The sequence below is a fragment of the Agarivorans sp. Alg241-V36 genome (genome assembly GCF_900537085.1).
Taxonomy (GTDB): Bacteria; Pseudomonadota; Gammaproteobacteria; order Enterobacterales; family Celerinatantimonadaceae; genus Agarivorans.
The window spans coordinates 242,501-262,368 of sequence record NZ_UNRE01000007.1; the positions used below are offsets into that span (position 1 = coordinate 242,501).

The 19,868-nt window shown below is 43.9% G+C and carries 11 protein-coding genes; 4 read left to right on the forward strand and 7 right to left on the reverse strand.

Annotation, left to right across the window (positions count from 1 at the left end; translation table 11 throughout):
* The first annotated feature begins 115 nt into the window (after nt 1-115).
* Nucleotides 116-5,377, forward strand: a complete 5,262-nt coding sequence (locus G6R11_RS17055; RefSeq protein ID WP_163134273.1) for a response regulator — start codon at nt 116-118, stop codon at nt 5,375-5,377.
* Between the two features lie 104 nt (nt 5,378-5,481).
* On the opposite strand, the gene G6R11_RS21940 is transcribed toward G6R11_RS17055, so the two are convergent.
* Nucleotides 5,482-6,102, reverse strand: coding sequence for a sugar O-acetyltransferase (locus G6R11_RS21940; RefSeq protein WP_304503130.1), 621 nt, complete (start codon nt 6,100-6,102; stop codon nt 5,482-5,484).
* Between the two features lie 186 nt (nt 6,103-6,288).
* Between G6R11_RS21940 and G6R11_RS17065 the strand changes: the two genes are divergently transcribed.
* Nucleotides 6,289-8,637: a DNA polymerase II gene (locus G6R11_RS17065; protein ID WP_163134344.1), complete on the forward strand. Its 2,349-nt coding sequence runs from the start codon at nt 6,289-6,291 to the stop codon at nt 8,635-8,637.
* Between the two features lie 170 nt (nt 8,638-8,807).
* On the opposite strand, the gene G6R11_RS21945 is transcribed toward G6R11_RS17065, so the two are convergent.
* From G6R11_RS21945 to G6R11_RS17085, 4 genes are all read right to left on the reverse strand, one after another.
* Nucleotides 8,808-9,287 carry a prepilin-type N-terminal cleavage/methylation domain-containing protein gene (locus G6R11_RS21945; RefSeq protein ID WP_163134274.1) on the reverse strand — a complete coding sequence of 160 codons (480 nt, stop codon included), beginning with the start codon at nt 9,285-9,287 and terminating at the stop codon, nt 8,808-8,810.
* Nucleotides 9,288-9,685: 398 nt separating this feature from the next.
* On the reverse strand, nt 9,686-11,770 hold the full coding sequence (gene glgX / locus G6R11_RS17075) for a glycogen debranching protein GlgX (RefSeq protein ID WP_163134275.1): 2,085 nt from the start codon (nt 11,768-11,770) through the stop codon (nt 9,686-9,688).
* A gap of 114 nt (nt 11,771-11,884) precedes the next feature.
* The gene (locus G6R11_RS17080; RefSeq protein WP_163134276.1) at nt 11,885-12,067 is read right to left on the reverse strand and encodes a hypothetical protein; all 183 of its coding nucleotides are present in this window, start codon (nt 12,065-12,067) and stop codon (nt 11,885-11,887) included.
* Nucleotides 12,068-12,147: 80 nt separating this feature from the next.
* Nucleotides 12,148-13,269: a 1-acyl-sn-glycerol-3-phosphate acyltransferase gene (locus tag G6R11_RS17085; RefSeq protein WP_163134277.1), complete on the reverse strand. Its 1,122-nt coding sequence runs from the start codon at nt 13,267-13,269 to the stop codon at nt 12,148-12,150.
* Between the two features lie 170 nt (nt 13,270-13,439).
* On the opposite strand from G6R11_RS17085, the gene G6R11_RS17090 reads away from it, so the two are divergent.
* The gene (locus G6R11_RS17090) at nt 13,440-14,801 is read left to right on the forward strand and encodes an MATE family efflux transporter (protein ID WP_163134278.1); all 1,362 of its coding nucleotides are present in this window, start codon (nt 13,440-13,442) and stop codon (nt 14,799-14,801) included.
* A gap of 1,881 nt (nt 14,802-16,682) precedes the next feature.
* Here the strand turns inward: G6R11_RS17090 and G6R11_RS17095 are convergent.
* On the reverse strand, nt 16,683-17,303 hold the full coding sequence (locus G6R11_RS17095) for a trimeric intracellular cation channel family protein (protein ID WP_163134279.1): 621 nt from the start codon (nt 17,301-17,303) through the stop codon (nt 16,683-16,685).
* A gap of 119 nt (nt 17,304-17,422) precedes the next feature.
* Nucleotides 17,423-18,253: an ammonia-dependent NAD(+) synthetase gene (nadE, locus tag G6R11_RS17100; protein WP_163134280.1), complete on the reverse strand. Its 831-nt coding sequence runs from the start codon at nt 18,251-18,253 to the stop codon at nt 17,423-17,425.
* Between the two features lie 147 nt (nt 18,254-18,400).
* Here nadE and pyk point away from each other — a divergent pair, with 147 nt between their 5' ends.
* The gene (gene pyk, locus G6R11_RS17105; protein WP_240352498.1) at nt 18,401-19,837 is read left to right on the forward strand and encodes a pyruvate kinase; all 1,437 of its coding nucleotides are present in this window, start codon (nt 18,401-18,403) and stop codon (nt 19,835-19,837) included.
* Nucleotides 19,838-19,868: the final 31 nt, after the last annotated feature.

Genomic DNA, 19,868 nt, shown 5'->3' on the forward strand with positions numbered 1-19,868 from the left:
TAAAGTAAAAATGGTAGTATTTTAGGGTTAGCCGCCCAAAGCACCCTAAGAGTACTGTCTTATTGGTTGTTTTTGTTGCTACGTATGATACCGATATGGAGTCACAAGGAAGTAAATGATGTACTCAGTTCACCTAAACAGACAGCCAAGCTCAGCCATTACGGCGCTTGCTTTTGTCTTTGTATTAATTTGCCTTGGTGCATCCTTGTCCTTGGCCCATGCTCAAGAAAACACTCTTGAATCCAGGGTGCCAATGAGTGCAGCAGAGATCAAAAACACCACCATTGAGCTTAAATACTACGATGAAATACTAACGTCTTCGGTGCTGAGTTACGGTTTTTCTGGCGACCCCAAATGGCTAAAACGATATCAACAAAATGAACCAAAACTTGCCGCCCTCATCGAGCAACTGTTGAATAACCAAAGCCCAGAGGATCAAAATCTAGTTAAGTCCTTAGAAACTACCAACCTCAAACTGGTTTCATTAGAAAGCGACATGATAGCCGCCATTCAGTCAGATAATCGCGCTCTGGCACTCAGCATCATAAACGGGGATGAATACCACCAGTTAAAAAATCAGTACCTTAACGACCTACAAGTACTTAGTGACACCCTAAGTAAACGAACCAGCAACCGCGATAAAACTAATCTTGAAAACACTAAACTCACTGAGCAAGAAAAAAAGTGGGTAGCAGAAAACAAAGTCATTATTGGTATCGATAATTGGCCGCCTATGCTGTTTATGAAAGAAGACGGCACCATAGGTGGCTTGGCCGGCGCTATAATAAACAAAATTGTGAACAATACCGGTTTGCAATTGGAGATTAAACAAGGCGATTGGACCAGCAACCTTGAAGCGTTTAAGCGCGGCGAAATAGACCTGCTACCCGACGCTTATTTTGAAGAAGAGCGCAAAGCCTATGGCCAATTTAGCACCCCGTTTTTCTTAGTACGCGAGCTGTTCCATGTGAAACATAACAACCAGCATTTCGCCAGCAATAAGGACTTAGCCAACGCAACAATCGCCTTGCCACAAAGCTACACCAGCAAAAAAAAGCTGCTTCGACTTTATCCCAACATCACTTTGGTAGAAACCACCGATATTTATGACTCCATTGAACGGGTATTGTTGGGAGAAGTTGATGCACTAATAGACTCAGAATTAGCGATTCAACACGCCACCAGCCAGCTAAAGGACAAGGATCAATTAAGAGTAATTGACGAGGATGTCTTTGTGCCTACCTCGGTTCACCTTCTTAGTACCAAAAGCCAACCAATACTGGGCGATATTCTACAAAAAGGACTCGACTCCCTTAAGCTGCGCGACATCATGTTAACCAAGAGTGATTGGCTAAACACCGAAGCCGCAGAAATAAAGGAAAGCACTAGCAATACCGCGCCCAATTACCTTCGCTACCTACTCATAGGCTTAGCGGTTGCTATAGTATTTTTCATTATTGTTAGTGTTATTAGCGCTCGCATTTTAAAAGTGAGTGACCAAGAATTATCCAAGCGTTTTAGCTCCAATAGTTTTAAACGAACCGTCTACCTTGCATTGGGTGTGTTGTCGGTAGCCTTAGTTATCATCATTGCTGCCGTTACCCGCTTCGCCGAGCAAAAAACCCATCAAGAAATGGCTTACAATTTACAAACTTTATTAAACTCTACTCACCAACGACTGTCTTTCTGGGTAGGTTATGAATTAAACAACCTGCAGCAAGTGGGTCGCAATGAAGAGCTAGTCAGCTTAGTTGAGCAACTACTGGTTTTGCCCAGAGAAAAACAAGCCCTAATAGAAGCAACCACCCAATCGGAAATTCGTGAATTCTTTAGTGTTCGCGAAGGTGAGCCTGGCTCATTTGGCTTCTTTATTATTGCGCCAGACAAAATAAGCTTGTCTTCAAGTCGGGATACCAATATTGGCGATATTAACGTTATCCAGCAGCAACGCCCTGAGTTGCTAGCCAAAGTATTGCAAGGTGAAAGCGTATTTGTCCCTCCAATTCGTTCAGATGTTTTCTTAGGAACAGCCTCTAATAGCAGCATTAATGATAAACCACCCACCATGTTTTTCGCCTCTCCGGTCATTGACAGCAACAACCAGGTTATTGCGATTATCACCAAACGGATTAACGTTAATGGGGTATTTTCATCTATTTTGTCAGCCGGCTTTATCGGCCATAGTGGCGAAACCTATGCAATAGATAAACAAGGCTTATTACTGTCTAACGTACGCTTTGAGAGCCAGCTACGCGACATCGGCTTAATTGAACAAAACCAAGATGCCGCATTAAACCTAAGGATTGCAGCTCCCAAAGTTAATCTACTTAAAAAACCTATTCCCTCAACCCCCAAAGCTGACTGGCCGTTAACCACCATGGCGGAAGCCATCTCAAATCAAACATCAGGTTCTAATTTGCAGGGCTACAACGACTACCGAGGCGTAAAAGTAGTAGGCAGTTGGTTATGGGACGACAAGCTCAACATGGGTTTGGCTGCCGAAATGGATGTTGACGAATCTTTCGCCCTAGTTCGCATTTTTAACTACACCTCGTGGTCCATTCTGTTTATATCACTGGCACTACTCACTGGCTGCACTTTGTTTACCTTACAAGTAGGCAGAAGGGCTAACCGGGCGCTTTCTCGCTCGCGAACAGAGTTGGAAAAAGAAGTTAAAGAAAGAACCAAAGATTTCAAATCAGCAAAACAAAGGGCTGAAAATGCCACTCTTTCCTTAGCCGACCAAATGAAATTTCAGCAGCTACTGATGGATAGTGTGCCTATCCCTTTGTTTTATAAAGATGCAGAAGGACGATTTTTGGGCTTTAACCAAGCTTATGAAAAAACCTTTAATGTGGTCGCTAAGGATTTAATAGGCCTCAAAGTAAGCGACTTAAGCTACTTAAGTGAAGAAGATCGCCAGATGTATCATGCCGAAGATACCGAGGTGATTGCGAGCCAAAAAACTGTTAAGCGAGAGATACAAATTCCCTTTGCCGATGGAGAACTTCACGACACGCTCTACTGGGTAACTGGCTTTAAAGACAGCAAGGACCAGCCCGGTGGATTAGTGGGCAACTTTATTGATATTAGCAGTGAAAAAGAAAACGCCAGACAGCTAGAAATAGCCGTGCAAACCGCAGATGAGGCCACTCGCGCTAAAAGTGACTTTTTGGCTAATATGAGCCATGAGATTCGCACCCCGATGAATGCGATTATTGGTATGAGTTACTTAGCTCAACAAACCGACTTAAACCGCAAACAATCTGACTACGTCACCAAAATTCAAAATTCAGCGGAATTACTACTGCGCATTATTAACGACATACTGGATTTTTCTAAGATAGAAGCTGGCAAGCTAGAGCTAGAAATTACACCGTTTAACTTAAACGATAGCTTCGACAGTCTAGTGCAAATGATTTCCGACAAAATGCAACAAAAAGGCCTAGAGCTGTTAATTGATATCGACCCCAGCTTACCTACCGAGCTAATGGGAGACTCTTTAAGGCTTGGCCAAGTACTGATTAACCTCACCAATAACGCCATGAAGTTTACCGACGAAGGTGAAATCATTGTTAAGGCCAAAGTCCTAAAACAGCAACAGAAATCAATAAGCATTGAGTTCTCGGTAAAAGACAGCGGCATTGGCATGACCCCCGAACAACAAAGCCGCCTGTTTAAATCATTTAGTCAGGCAGACGCTTCTACAACCCGAAAATATGGCGGTACCGGACTAGGTTTAACCATTAGTAAAACCTTAACCGAAATGATGGGCGGGGATATTTGGGTAGAAAGTAACTACGGAGAAGGCAGTACCTTCTTCTTTACCGCTAACTTTACCATTGCTGAAGCAGGAAAAGCGCCGCTCAAGGCCTCCTCCGAGAGTTTGCTCAACCTGCCAGTGCTTATCGTAGACGACAGCGTAGCTGCCCGTGAAATTCTATTTACCCTATGTGAAAGCTTAGGGTTTGTCCCAGAATTAGCAGCATCTGGCAGTGAAGCCTTAGAAAAGATAAAACATGCAGACCAACAAAAGACGCCTTATCAGCTGATTATTGCTGATTGGAAAATGCCCTTAATGAATGGCTTAGAACTGTGTTCGGCCATTCAACAAGATAGTGAGCTAAGCTCGCAACCTAAGCTGGTGATGGTTACCGCCTATGATCGCGATGAAATGCTCAACAATGCGGGTGACCTAGTCTTAGACAGCGTAATCACTAAACCAGTAAGCGCCTCAACATTGCTTGATACAGTAATGGCAGTGATGGGCGATAAAACCACCAGCAAAATCCTTCCAAGTAAAGACAAACTAAGCACAGAAGAAGCTCAAGGCATTGTTGGGGCCCACGTACTGCTGGTTGAAGACAACGAAATAAACCAAGAAATCGCCTGCGAATTACTTGGCATGGCAGGCTTAAAAGTATCTACCGCAGTAAATGGTGAAGAAGCCGTTGAAAAAGCCTTAGCCAATGACTACCACGCCATCCTAATGGACATTCAAATGCCCATCATGGATGGCTACCAAGCCACTCGTAAGATTAGATTGGAGCCCAGCAAACAAGCTGTGCCCATTATAGCCATGACCGCAAACGCCATGGCCGGTGACCGTGAAAAATGCCTAGATGCGGGAATGAATGATCACATCCCTAAACCTATTAACCCGCAGGAAGTCTATCAAACACTGGCGAAATGGATTAAACCTACCGGATTAACAGCAATAAAGCCTAACAACAGTGCAGCAAAGGATGACAAGACAAGCATTGTACTAGCAGACTTTGATGTTGAAAGTGCCCTTGAACGAATGGCCGGAAACCTCAAAGTTTACCGTAAAACCCTAGCCAAAGTAGTGGCTTCCCAAGCCGACACCATAACTCGAGTGACTCAAGCCATAGCTGACAATGATATCGGCGCTGCGATTATTGCCATTCATACAGTTAAAGGTGTTGCCGCCAATATTGGCGCAATGTTTGTAGTGCCATCAGCCGAAGAAATAGAAACTGCACTAAACCAGCAACAAGCTGATGGGCAATGTAGTGTTAACAGCGAGCTGCAATCGTTGTTGGATGAGTCTCAAGGCCAAATACAAAAAATGGTAAGCACTATTGAGCAGGCACTGCTAGATGCAGACAACGAACAGCCAGAGCAAGAGCTTGAGGTGGCCTCAGACGAAGAAATTATTAAACAGCTACAGGTAATTCAAGAGCACATCGAAAACTACGATGCCTCTGCGGTTGATGCGGTAGAGCACTTGCTCACACTGGCGCTTTCTTCAAAGATAAAACAAGATGTTGAGGCATTACTTGAGACAGTAGAGCAATACGATTTTGACCTAGCTGAGTCGAAGATTGAGCAGCTGCTAAATGACATGAGTAGCTAATAAACGCTGGCAAGGTGGCTTAACTAAATGCGCTGTGCTTCTGCCAAGAACACAGCGAAAATAGACAGGGCTGTATGTTTAAAAGCCACAATGGTAGCAGTAAGTTAACACTCGTTACTTACTGCTCTTACCGTTTCACCCGGCTGAATATGCTTGATAAGCTTAGCCGGGTTGCCACCTACAACAACTCCTGCTGGTACATCTTTAGTGACCACAGCACCCGCAGCAACAACCGAACCAACGCCTATGCTTACGCCCGCCAGTATCACTGCATGACCACCGATCCATACATCATTGCCGATGGTAATTGGCGCGGGGTAATCAATCACTTCACGCTCACCCTGTTGGTTAATCGTGGTTTTGCGTAACTCTGGATCTAAGGCGTGATTGATTGAAAACAGGCTTACATTGGGCGCAATCATCACCCGATCACCAATAGTAATTTTGCCGGAGTTAACCAAAGTAAAATTAGTATTTATAAATACGTCGTCACCAATAAATACTGTATCGCCGTAATCCACGGTTAAGGGCGGGCACACTTCAATATTGCTCCCCACTTCAGCAAACAGCTGCCGGGCTATGGCTTCGCGCTGTTCAAACTGCTCGGGGCGAGTTTGATTAAACTGATAGGTAAGTTGGCGGGTTGCTAAACGCCGTGCGGCTAAGTCTTTATCCCAGCGGTTAAAGCTTTGGCCAGCCATCATTCTCGCAAATTGTTCTGCCATGAGCTGTCTCGTTGTTAGGTTATAGGCTCACTGTGCCGTTAATTGGCTGGACAGTCTATTAAGGCCTTGGCAGAAACCACTATTCACAAATACTTAATCAAACATAATAAAGATACTGGGGATATTGGCAGCAACACTAAGCTTTATGCTAAGTTGCCAAGCAGAATACAGCCTCTGGGATTTACAGTGCCAAGCCAACAACGGCAAGGACAAGGTTTTTTACTCACCGCCAATAGTTACGACCGCCAGGGTCGGGCTTATATTCAGCTTTGGCTTGCCAGTGAGCAGGGACCCGTATGCCTAGAAGTTAACGACCAACAGCCAGTGTTTTTTATTCTCAGTAGCGAGTTAGATGCAGCCCTTGAGGTAGTGGGAAAACAGCTAGTTAAACATCAACAATTAAGCTTAAAAACCTTTCAGCATCAGCCTATTAGCGCTTTGTACTTTGCTAGCATCGACGCCCATTATCAAGCTGCGCAAAGCTTGCAACAAGCCGGTTTAAGCTGCTTTGAGCACGACATAAAACTGCATGAGCGTTTTCTTACCGAGCGCTTTTGTTACGGCAGTATGGTCTTTGCTGGCACCCAAGGCAGTAATCCCGCTTACCCTGCTTGGCAGCAAGCCAAAATTAAAAGCCTGCAATATACGCCGCAATTGTCGGTAGTGTCTTTAGACATAGAGTGCAGCGAAAAAGGCCAGCTTTACTCCATTGGTTTATACAGTGAGCATTTCCAGCAAGTCATAATGATAGGCAGTGAACAAGCAGCCGACACTCCAATTACTTGGGTCGCCAATGAATATGCCTTGCTTAAACAGCTTGAACACAGCATTGAGTTGCTCGACCCGGACATCATAATTGGTTGGAATGTCATCAATTTCGACTTTAGGTTGCTGGTTAAACGCGCGGCTTTGCATGGACTTAAACTAACTCTTGGTCGCCAGCAAGGACAAGCCCGCTGGCGCGATCGCAGTGACAATGACCAAACTGGCTTCATTAGTATTCCCGGAAGAGTAGTAGTAGACGGCATAGATGCCCTTAAATCGGCCACCTATCAATTCGACAGCTTTAGCTTAGAGAATGTAGCCCAGCAGCTGTTAAAGCGTGGCAAACTGGTGGATGAAGTACATGATCGCATGGCAGAGATTAACCACAACTTTGCTCACAACAAACCACAACTCGCCGCCTACAACTTAGAAGACTGCAAGCTAGTGTTGGATATCTTCCAGCATACACACATTCTTGAATACCTGTGTTTACGCGCCCAGCTTACCGGCTTAATGCTCGACAGAAGCGGTGGCTCAGTAGCGGCATTTACTAATGTGTATTTGCCCAAGCTACACCGCGCTGGTTATGTAGCGCCAAACCTTACGCGAGACTTTGTAGCCGATAGCCCTGGCGGCTATGTTATGAGCTCTAAACCTGGTCTGTATAACAATGTTCTAGTGCTGGATTTTAAGAGCCTGTATCCCTCTATCATTCGTACTTTTAAAATTGACCCACTAGGGCTGATTGAAGGCTTAGCAGAGCCCGACAAGGCCATTGAAGGCTTTAGAGGTGGCTTATTTAGTCGCGACAAGCACTTTTTACCAGAGATAATTAATCAGCTTTGGTTACAACGCGATCAAGCCAAAGCTGACCACGACAGCGCTCGCTCTCAAGCAATTAAAATTTTAATGAATAGCTTTTACGGGGTGCTGGGATCTACCGGCTGTCGCTTTCACGATCCACGCTTAGCCAGCTCAATCACCATGCGTGGCCACCAGCTAATGCAAGAAACAGCAGAATGGATCACCCAACAAGGCCATGAAGTAATTTACGGTGATACCGACTCCACTTTTGTTTGGTTAAACCAAGATTTAAGCCTTGAACAAGCCAAGCAAATAGGCCAACAATTAGCCGAGGGAATAAACCTACATTGGCAACAAAAGTTGGCCAAAGAGATGCAGCTGGAAAGCCATCTAGAAATTGAGTTTGAAACGCACTTTTCGCGCTTTTTAATGCCCACCATTCGTGGCTCCGAAACCGGCAGCAAAAAGCGTTATGCCGGTTTAACCCACAACAATAAACTCGTCATTAAGGGTTTAGAGACGGTACGATCCGACTGGACAGAGATGGCAAAGATATTCCAAACCGGTTTGCTGGAGCGGGTTTTCTCCGACCAAGATCCCCGCCAATTTGTTCTTGATACCGTAGATAAGCTGATGGCGGGTGAATACGACCAGCAACTTATTTACCGTAAGCGTTTACGCCGAAAATTAGCCGAGTACGTAAAGAATGTGCCACCACAAGTGCGCGCAGCGAGGTTAGCCGATGAACATAACCAAGCCCTAGGCAAACCGCTGCAATACCAAAACAAGGGCAGCATTGCTTATTGGATTACTGTTTCTGGGCCTGAACCACTAAACAACAAAATAAGCCAAATAGACTACCAACATTACTTGGACAAACAGCTACAACCGATCGCCGATGCCATATTGCCCTTTATCAATCTAGATTTTGAGCAAATCACCTCGGCGCAATTAGGCTTGTTTTAGAACCTCGAAAGAAGTGCGAAGGTTAACTAAATCAATAAAAGCGGCTTCGCTTCTAAAGTGACACTTACGATAATCAAAAAGACAATAGAGACAAACGTGGCGCGCACTATCAAGCTGCGAAACCTAATGCTTTTAGTTAATTTTTGTATATGATTGTTAGTCATTAGCACTTAACACTCGCTGTCATCAATGCTTACTTGATAATCCGACTCGCTAGGATTAAATGTCCCTCCAGCTTCGGTATAGGTCACAAAGCAGCCGCTATCATTAACATCTTCATTTCCAGACACGTAGCCTATGTAAAGGCGTGAACTGCCGGCGATGTATTGCATTTCTAAATCGGTATCAATTAACGATTCCATACCAAGAAAGTTTTCTCCATGTGCTTCTGGGTAACCTTCTTTTGTTTCTACAATACCCAAGCTAGTTTCTACCTCTGCACGAGATTCTTGCTCTAGGCCATCAATAGCCGCTTGGCTATACACTAAACCGGCAGATGTTTTTACTGCCGCAGCCGCACCTTCTAAAGTGGATATTTTTGCATCCGTTTGTAGATTGAGAAACTTTGGTGCTGCCACAACCGATAATATGCCCAAAATAATAATCACTATGACTAACTCAATGAGTGTAAAACCAGATTGCTTATTCATAATATGCTGCCCCAAAATCAGTCACTACTTAGAAAATAGCGTTAAAGAAAGTGGCTGGATTATCCCAGAATTTACAATGTAAATTGACTTATTACGAATATACCGGTTTTTTCATTTTTAGCATTAAAATCCAACCTAGCTCACTTTTATCAAACAAAAGTCCATAACTTATTAAAATAATGAAACTTTCGTTAGATACTAGTCTCAAACTAGCAAATCATAATGGCAATAAGCCACACGGACGGAGGCAAAGAGGGCAACACAATGGCGTTTTTTTCGATGGGTGTAAGAGTACTATTATTGGTATTAATGTTGGGTAGCGTGTTTAGCTATTCACACACTACCCATTCTTCATGGGCAAAGTTTTATTGCCCTGCACAAACTAGTAACGCTGCGAGTTAAACTCTCTCACTGCGTTTTTCAATTTGTGGGTTTGCCACAAATACCATTACCGAGCGCGCTGATACTTTAACTGAGCCGGTTTCTAACATAGGCGCAGTTTTAAAGTCGTAAACATCTTCCGGCGGTTTAGCTGCAGTATTTACCAAAGTAAACCAGTGTCCTTCAATGCATGGAACTTCAAACTCTAACTCTTCCCAGTAGGAGTTAAACACCATGTATAAGCGGTCTTTTGAGTATGGGTCTAATAGAGTAACTGCAATAGAGTGGCTATGTTCAGACCAATCGGGCTGACCTTGATGCACACCATGCCATTCAATATTGGCATCGTGAATCACATCCGACAGGCTCAAGTGGATCTTCTCTTCTAGCACATCATCGTAACGACGCAGCTTAATCATCTCTTGCACAAAACGCAGTAAGCTTTGGTTTTTATCGACCAAGCGCCAGTCAAACCACGATAGCTCGTTATCTTGACAATAGGCGTTGTTATTACCGTTTTGGGTGCGTTTTACTTCATCACCCATTGTAATCATTGGCGTGCCTAATGAGAGCAACAAGGTAGCGAAGAAGTTCTTCATTTGCTGCTCACGCAAGTCGTTAATCTTTGGATTAAGCGTTGGCCCTTCTACACCGTGGTTATAGCTGATGTTGTGGTTATCGCCATCACGGTTGTTTTCACCATTTTCTAAGTTGTGCTTGTCGTTATAGCTCACCAAGTCGTTCAAGGTAAATCCATCGTGTGCTGTGACTAAGTTAACCGAGCGCTGTGGCGAGTGGTTTTCTTTATAATAAATATCTGGGCTACCCAATAAGCGCGAAGCAAATTTACCGGTAACGCCTGAATCGCCACGGAAGAACGAACGTACATCATCACGGAATTTACCATTCCATTCATTCCAGCGATCACCAACAAACTCACCCACTTGGTAAAGACCAGCGGCATCCCACGCTTCGGCAATAATTTTAGTACCCGCCAAAGAAGGATCTGAATCAATAGACCATAGCAATGGCGGCTCTTTCATTACATGACCTTTAGAGTCACGTGCCAAGACTGAGGCTAAATCGAAACGGAAACCATCCACATGCATTTCGTTTACCCAAAAACGCAAGGCATCACGAATCATACGGCGCATTACCGAGTGGTTAGCATTACAAGTATTGCCACAACCCGAATAGTTACTGTACCAACGTTTTTCGTTTTCCAGCATGTAGTAGGTATCGTTTTGCAGACCCTTCATGCTAAGTGTTGGGCCGTCGTGTCCGCCTTCTGCAGTGTGGTTAAACACCACATCTAATATCACCTCAATGCCGGCTTTATGCAGCTCTCGCACCATGGTTCTAAATTCGTTAAAGGCGCCACACACACTCTTATCCGAGCTATAAGCAGTATGCGGCGAGAAGAAGTTAATTGGGCTATAACCCCAATAGTTTTGCTTACTCAGTGGTGCATCTTGTAGATCGAATTGCTGAACAGGCATTAACTCGACGGCGGTAATGCCCAGCTCTTTAAGGTAAGGAATTTTCTCGATAACACCTGCATAGGTGCCGCGCTTATGCTCAGCGACACCAGAAGACGGGTGCTTAGTGAAACCCGCTACGTGCATTTCGTAAATAACGGTATCTTGCAAGGAGCGTTTAATTGGCTGAGTACCTTGCCAATCAAAACCTCGTAAGTCTACTACCGCACCTTTAATGCACTGGTTGGTATTTACATGACCATGACGCGCAGCCACCTGACGTAAATAATTATCTGGGAAGTGAGTGATTTTGGCGTAAGGGTCGAGCAGAACCTTACTTGAGTCAAAGCGTAATCCACGCTCTGGCTGCCAAGGACCATCTACCCGGAAACCATAAAGCGTTCCCACGTCTAGGTCTTCAACAAAAATATGCCAATAATGGTCTGTTTTGTTGGTATTTGGGTCTAAACGATATTCGGCAAAAGGCTCACGAGAGTTAACTTCTTTAAATAATAGAAGGGTAACTCCCGTAGCATTTTTAGAGAAAATACTAAAATTAACGCCACTACCTTGATAGGTAGCGCCGAGTGGAAAAGAAACACCCGCTTGAGTTTTTGTGGCCATATACTGTGCTGTCTTATTTTGCTATTAACTGAGATGAAAAGCCTATTAGTTGGCTTTTCCCTATAGTTTATCAGTAACAGCTTATTACACAGTAAGTTTATTAACAGTAAATGACTAAAACTTCGCCGAAATTGAATGTGAACGGCCACTTGCTTGGCGTTTTCTGCGGCAATGCTGCGCACCTAGCTGATCCAGCTCGGCGACTTCATCGGGTAGCATTAACGACAATAGTTGTTCAAGTTTGTCCTGGTCAGACAGTACATTGGCGATGGTTTGGCTAGTTTTTGAACGGAACATATCATACCCCTAAATTTTGATACCTAATTAGGGGTATGCAGCTACAGTGCCAAGGCTATATGAAGTATTTAATTTTCTTGTTATTCAGATAGTTGCTGTCTTGCACGAATGGGGTTTGCGTACATTTCATACAGTTGAGATCGGACCTCTGCACTAATATCGCGAGTCTTCGCTTCAAAATAGCGCTTAGCTTCAGCAAGGTCATTGGCAGAGATATTTTCAGGTATGGCATCACCCATGGCGATCCAGTTAGTTGGCATTAGCTGATAATTGCCAATAATCGCTTTGTCTAAGGCTTCAGCCACATCTTTAGCATTTTCATATTCACCCGCTAGTGGTTCTGCAAAATGCACATGTACTCGACCTTTTTGCCCAACAATACCGCGCGATATGCTGTAAATATCTTCATGCTCTTCTTTTTGGTATTCGCCATGTTGGTTTTGCGACACGAGCTCATTAGCTTTAGCCACGTCACAAGGGTCAAACTCATAAGAAATAGATACCGGAACAATATTGAGTTCTTTGATGTATTCGGCAAAGTCTTGTTGCTTAGACTTGTTTAAGGCCAGCATAGAAATAAGTGCTGAATTAGTAAGATCTAAGCCATCTTTAGCACGGCCCTCACGCTGGGCAATCCAGATATGGTCGCCAGTACTTGCCAAGGTATGTTGAATGTAAGCAGAGAGCTCTTTTAGATTAGCCAACTTTTCGCGTTTAGCGCTAGCCGAGCGCTTAACAATAAAGCTGCGGTTAAGACGCATTAAGTCAGACACCCAAGGCTTAGTTAATAAGTTATCACCAATGGCAATTTGCACCGTATCTTGGCCATTTATATGCAGCAAGTAGTTTACAAAAGCTGGGTCGAGAGCAATATCTCGGTGATTTGAGATAAACAGATGCGGCTTAGATAAATCTAGGTCGTCTAAACCACTTGAGCTTAATTGCGAGGTGGTAGTTTTAATCATATGCGCCATGTAGCGCTCTACCATTACTTGAAAATCATAAACACTTTTTACGTTTCTTACTTTAAATTTAAGTACTTGGCGCAAGGCAAAGGACGTTAGCGAGAGAAAGGCACCACTGGCTTTAGGGTAACGAAACTTAACTAAAGTAGTGATAAATTCGGGATCATTAATGAGACGTTGCAGTGTACTTTTTACTTCAGAATCTTGATAAGGGCGAATACTGTCAAACTGAGACATAACTTCTCTCGCTATTAAGGAAGCCGCAATTTACCGTTTTCTGCTCTTAAAAACAACAATAACGATTAAAATTTAAACAATCATTGGCAGTTTTTAAGGCTTTATGCTGATTCTTTCGCTTAGCCTTTGAGCCACGTATACTGAAGCCTCTATTTCCCAGCCGCAAGTTAATGGAACAACAACGCCAGTACCTGCTTGATGCCCCCATCACGCCGCTAATTATCAATAAGGCCAGTCCAACATTGGTTGGCATTTTTGCGATCATCTTTTTTAACCTGGTTGATACCTTTTTTGTTGCCATGCTGGGTACCGATGCTTTGGCTGGGGTATCTTTTACTTTTCCCATTACCTTTGCCATCACTAGTGTAGCTATGGGTTTAGGCATTGGCTTGTCATCCCATGTAGGGCGGATACTGGGGGCTCGCCAACATCAACAGGCCGCCCAACTCACTAGCCATAGTTTATTGCTTAGCTTAGTGCTAATAATCGCGATTGCTGGGCTGGGTTATATCAGCATTTATCCTCTTTTCAGCCACTTAGGCGCCGAATTACCAGTAATGCCTTATATTGAGCAATATATGCAAATTTGGTATCTCTCGGTTCCGCTATTAGTGATACCTATGGTGGGTAATAGCGCCATAAGGGCCAGTGGCGACAGTAAAACCCCCAGTGTGGTCATGCTGGTTGCTGGTATCGTAAATGGTGTATTAGATCCTATTTTTATTTTTGGCTGGGGCCCGGTGCCAGCCATGGGAGTTCAAGGCGCCGCTTTAGCCACTGCAGTTGCTTGGGCACTCACCTTTAGTGTTGCTGTTTACCTACTAAGTTTTAAATTAAAACTACTACGCTTTGAAGCCTGCTCTATTAAACAGCTTCTCGCCTCCTGGAAAAAGCTGCTTAGCATTGCCATTCCGGCAGTGTTTTCTCAGTTGCTCACTCCCATAGCCACCACCATAACCTTGGTGATTTTAGCCAGTGCCGGCACCGCAACAGTAGCCGCCTATGGCTTTGCCACACGGGTAGAAGCCTTATTATTTATTGGTGTAATGGCAATTAACTCGGTGATTCCGATGTTAGTTGGGCAAAATGTTGGAGCAGGTAAAGCACAACGCGCTCAGCAAATCGTTCATCACGCCATTAGGCTAGCGGTGGTTTGGCAACTATTGCTCGCTATCGCAACGTACGCCTTTGCCCCTTTAGTGAGTTATAGTTTTAATCACGATGCAGAGGTGGCGGAGCTTAGCAAATATTACTTACAGCTAGTGCCTTTTTGCTACGGTATGATGGCTGTGCCCTTATTACTGGCGCAAACCTTAAATGCCTTAGCTAAACCGCTGCTCGCAATGGCGATAAACTTAATTAGGTTGTTTGGTTTTATGTTGCCGGCTATTTATATCGGCGCGATGTGGGGAAGCAGCAAAGTAATATTTTTAGCCATTATTATTGCCCACACCATGGCAGGCTTGGCGAGCTTAATCATATTGATATGTTTGATGAGCAAAAACAGCTGGTGGCAACACTCACAAAGCTAGCAGCGCTAAAATGAAAAAAGGCGACACATATGTGTCGCCTTTTAAGTAGTCATATTGCTCTTGTCCGTGAACAGTAATTGCTCCTTGCAATCCTTTTGACTGTTGCACACTAATCCTTAGCGTTTCCTCTTCCCAGTTCCTTTGAGCTTTCCTTTAGCCTTCTATGGCATAAATGTTCATCCTAAACACTTGCTCTCTCCGTCCTGGAGGTATCCTTTAACTTCATCCTGAAAGTTTGAGGTATTTTGCTTTCTAGCACTCCTGTGCTGACATCCTAATGTTTATCTACCTTGATAAACATGCTCTTCCTGAGCGCTGCTTCCTAATACCTTGGCATCTTGCCCTGACTCTTCCTAAGCCTTGGCTCGTCCTGATGGTTGATACTTTACGCCGATCACTTGTTAATCCCAGTGGCTAAAACTAAATAATTTCAGTTTTAGCCACTAAAAATCAAGATAGAATCCATAAGTAATTGAAATATAATAACTTAGTTTAAAACAGGCTTATTAACTAAGTGATATTTCCCGCTGCAGCTCGGGCGGATCTCTCACACAGGCCGTGGCAGATAAAGAATCTGCTATATCTACAACTGCAACATTAAAGTCCACTAACTTGCAGATTAACCAGTATAAACACTAGAAATAGCCAACTAAACCTAATAATAAATCGCAGGCAAAGAAAAAGGGCGACACTTACGTGTCGCCCTCTTGGTAGTCATATCGCTCTATTCCATGAACGTTAATTGCTCCCTGCAATCCTTTTTGACTGTTTCACACTGTTCCTTAGCGTTTCCTCTTCCCAATTCCTTTGGGCTGTCCTTTAGCCTTCTATGGCATAAGCGTTCATCCTAAACACTTGCTCTCTCCGTCCTGGAGGTATCCCTATACTTCGTCCTGAAGCTATTTGGTATTTTGCTTTCTAGCAATCCTGTGCTGACATCCAAACTCATCTACCTTGATAAGCCTGCTCATCCTGAGCGCTGCGTCCTAAATACCTCGGCGTCCTGCCTAATTCTTCCTGAATCTTCGTTCGTCCTGATGGTTGATACTTTACGCTTATCCCAACTAAAGCCCAGTAGGGCAAAAGCAAAAATATTCAAACAAACCTATTACTTAAGGGGTAATTTAAGATAAGCGATTGAATAATATGAAAAATAATTATTTAGCACTGACAAACAAAGAGATTTATCGGTCTATTAGAATGGTCGATCTCTCACACAGCCTTTAGCCGATCACCAAACAAGCATCTGAAGCGAAGCGATTTTAAATCGCTATTTATCTACATAAACCCTGTTAAGAAGAATATAAATCTAAGTGAATAGCTTTTAGCTTAATGATAAAGCTAGATAGGCGAGCAAAATTTAAACAATAAAAAACCCAGCACTTGGCTGGGTTTAGAAAAAGGTCGGGGCGACACTTTCGTGTCGCCCCTAGTAGTCATATCGCTCAAATCCGTGAACGGGTAGTTGCTCCCTGCAATCCTTTTTGACTGTGTTACTACGTCCTGTAGTTATCCTTTTCTCAAATCCTTTGAGCTGTCCTTTAGCCTTCTATGGCATAACCGGTCTTCCATACCAGTTGCACTTCTCCTTCCTAGGAGGTGTCCTTTGTTACATCCTGTAACTGATCCTTTTTAGCTCCTGCTACGTTTCTCATCCTGATAAACGTCAGTGCCTCCGTGCACTGATAACTATACGGAATCTAAGTTTGAGAAAAAGCCGCATTAGCAAAAAATTTTCAATTTTTTACTTACAAATTCTTACAAAAACCATAAGAGACTAATTTAAAAGGAAATTTACATTTAACAACTGTAAGCAAAGCTGCTTTTAACGCACAAGCTTGTAAGAGATATCTCACACCACCTATCGGTATTTATCGCTAACTAACGATTTTTGGCAAGCTTAGGTAATGATAAATGGTAGCGAATAGCCACTAAACGAATAACTAAAGCGGTCAAAATACAAGCACTTGTAGCAATAGTGACCGAAAACTCCAAGTACAAGGCGGCTACCCAAACTAAGCCCCCCACAATACAAGCAGTGGCATATACCTCTCGTTGAAGTACTAAAGGAACTTGGTTGGCTAGTACATCGCGAATCATTCCGCCCCCACAAGCAGTAATAACTCCCATGGTAACCGCTACAATCATTGGCGCCCCATATTGATAGGCTTTATCGGCACCAATTGCCATAAAAACTGCCATGCCAATCGCATCTGCGACCGGCAGTAACCAGCGAGGAGGAGTGGGAAAGTTATTAAGCAATAATACCGAAGATAAACTGGCCACCAGAATCACCCACAAGTACAAGCCATTCTCAACCCAAAATACGGGGCTAGCACCTAAGGCCATGTCGCGGATAGTACCGCCACCAATGGCAGTAACACAGGCAAGTACCAAGGCACCAAACAGGTCCATTCGGCGACGACTAGCTATCAATACTCCGGAAATAGCAAAGATTGCGGTACCAAATAAATCGAGACTAAATATGATGCTGTTGCCCAAGGCGAGTTCCTCTAAAAATTCGGCTGCAATTAGACAACATCTGCACTTAGCAATACAAGACGCAGATCAAACAAAGCCGAAGCCTGGCAGCTTCGGCTTTATGTATTCAAACAACAAGCTTAATCGTAGATGGTTGGAATTGCCTGACGCTTATGTTGGGTGCGTTGGTAAATGCCAATCAGCTTTTGCTCAACTTCGTCAGCAACACGCTTACCTTCTAAGAAGTCATCAATTTGGTCATAAGTAACGCCTAGTGCTACTTCATCGGGCAGCTGTGGGCGGTCTTCTTCAAGATCGGCCGTTGGCGCTTTACCAATGAGCTTTTCAGGCGCGCCTAAGTAATCGGCTACTTGGCGAACTTGGCGTTTATTTAGACCAAAGATCGGCACTAAATCACAGGCTCCATCACCATGTTTTGTGTAAAAGCCGGTGAGGTTTTCAGCAGAGTGGTCGGTACCAATCACTAAGCCACCAGTTAAGCCGGCAATCTCATATTGAGCAATCATTCGCATCCGAGCTTTCACATTGCCTTTAGCAAAATCAACCGCTGCTTGCGCCGGTAACTCTAAACCAGCTGCTGTTAGGCTTTCACTAGCGCTAGCATGTAGCCCTTCGGTGCCCGCTTTGATATTAGTGGTAACAATATGCGAAGGCTTGATAAAACCTAAAGCTAATTGTGCGTCTGCTTCATCTTTTTGCTCGCCAAAAGGTAAACGCATCGCGATAAAGCGATAATCTTGACTACCGCTCGCATTGTTAAGTTGTTCTACCGCTAATTGCGCTAAGCGACCAGTGGTTGTTGAATCAACGCCGCCACTAATACCTAGCACTAGCGTTTTTAATCCAGCCTGTTTTAAACGGCCTTTTATAAAGTCGATTCGGCGTTTAACTTCAAACTCTGGATCAATTTCTGGCAAAACCTTCATTTCTGCCAAGATTGCCTGTTTCATTCTGTCACCCCACAGCAAATAATATCCCTAAAGCGCAATGTACTTGAGAGACAAAAAAAAACCAAGGGACAAGCTGATTTACATATACTTAAATCAGCATCAGCAAATTCAAGCAAACATCTCATAACTTTTTTAAGGATTAGCAACATGTTAAGACGAACTAAAATAGTCACAACTTTAGGCCCCGCCACTGACCGAGACGATGTTCTAGAACAACTGATTTTGAGTGGTGCAAATATGGTGCGCCTTAACTTCTCCCACGGTAGCGCAGAGGATCATTTGGCGCGAGCCGCCAAGGTAAGAGAGCTAGCAGCCAAACATCAGCTACACATTGCAATACTGGGTGACTTACAAGGCCCTAAAATTCGCGTTTCTACCTTTAAAGATGGCAAAGTTAATTTAGTTGTTGGCGACAGTTTTATTTTAGACAGCGAGTTAGAAAAAGGCTTAGGTGATGAAAAACAAGTTGGCCTAGATTACAAACACCTGCCTAAAGATGTAGAGCCTGGTGATATCTTATTGCTCGATGACGGCCGCATTCAACTTAAAGTAACCGCGGTAAAAGATAGCCAAGTCACTACCGAGGTAACGATTGGCGGTATTTTGTCGAACAACAAAGGCATTAACAAACTGGGTGGTGGTTTATCTGCAGCAGCCCTTACCGATAAAGATAAAGCCGATATTGTTACCGCAGCCAAAATTGAAGTGGACTATTTAGCAGTGTCTTTCCCAAACAGTGGCGAAGACATGCACTATGCCCGTCGTTTAACCCAACAAGCAGGTTTAGCCACAAAATTGGTTGCCAAAGTTGAGCGCGCCGAAACCGTTGCTACTGAAGAAGCGATGATCGACATTATTAAAGCCTCTGATGCGGTAATGGTAGCTCGTGGTGACTTGGGTGTAGAAATAGGCGACGCCGAATTAGTTGGCGTGCAAAAAACCCTTATTCGCCTCACTCGCAAATATAACCGTGCGGTAATTACCGCCACTCAAATGATGGAATCGATGATCAGCGCACCAATGCCAACCCGTGCAGAGGTAATGGACGTAGCCAACGCAGTGCTTGATGGTACCGATGCAGTGATGCTTTCTGGCGAAACCGCTGCCGGACAATATCCTATCGAAACCGTACAAGCCATGGCGTCAGTATGTTTAGGTGCTGAGAAGCAGCGCAGTATAAACGTTTCAAAATACCGAATTAACGATACCTTCGAGAGCATTTCTGAAACCGTAGCCATGAGCACCATGTTCGCGGCTAACCATATGAAAGGCATGAAGGCGATTATTGCGCTTACCGAATCGGGCAGTACACCATTGCTAATGTCTCGTTTAAGTAGTGGCTTGCCGATTTTCTCCCTATCTCGCCACGAAAATACTTTAAGCCGCTGCTCTTTATACCGCGGGGTTTACCCAATTCACTTTGATGAAAGCAGCGAAGACATTATTAAAGTATCTAAAATTGCGATTGAGCAGCTAAAAGAGCAAGGTTACTTAAGCAAAGGGGATTTGGTCATCCTGACCCACGGTGACGTATTTGACCAAACCGGTCATACCAACACGAGTAAGATACTAAAAGTAAGTTAGATATTTAGGCAGCTTGCTTAAACTAAGCAAG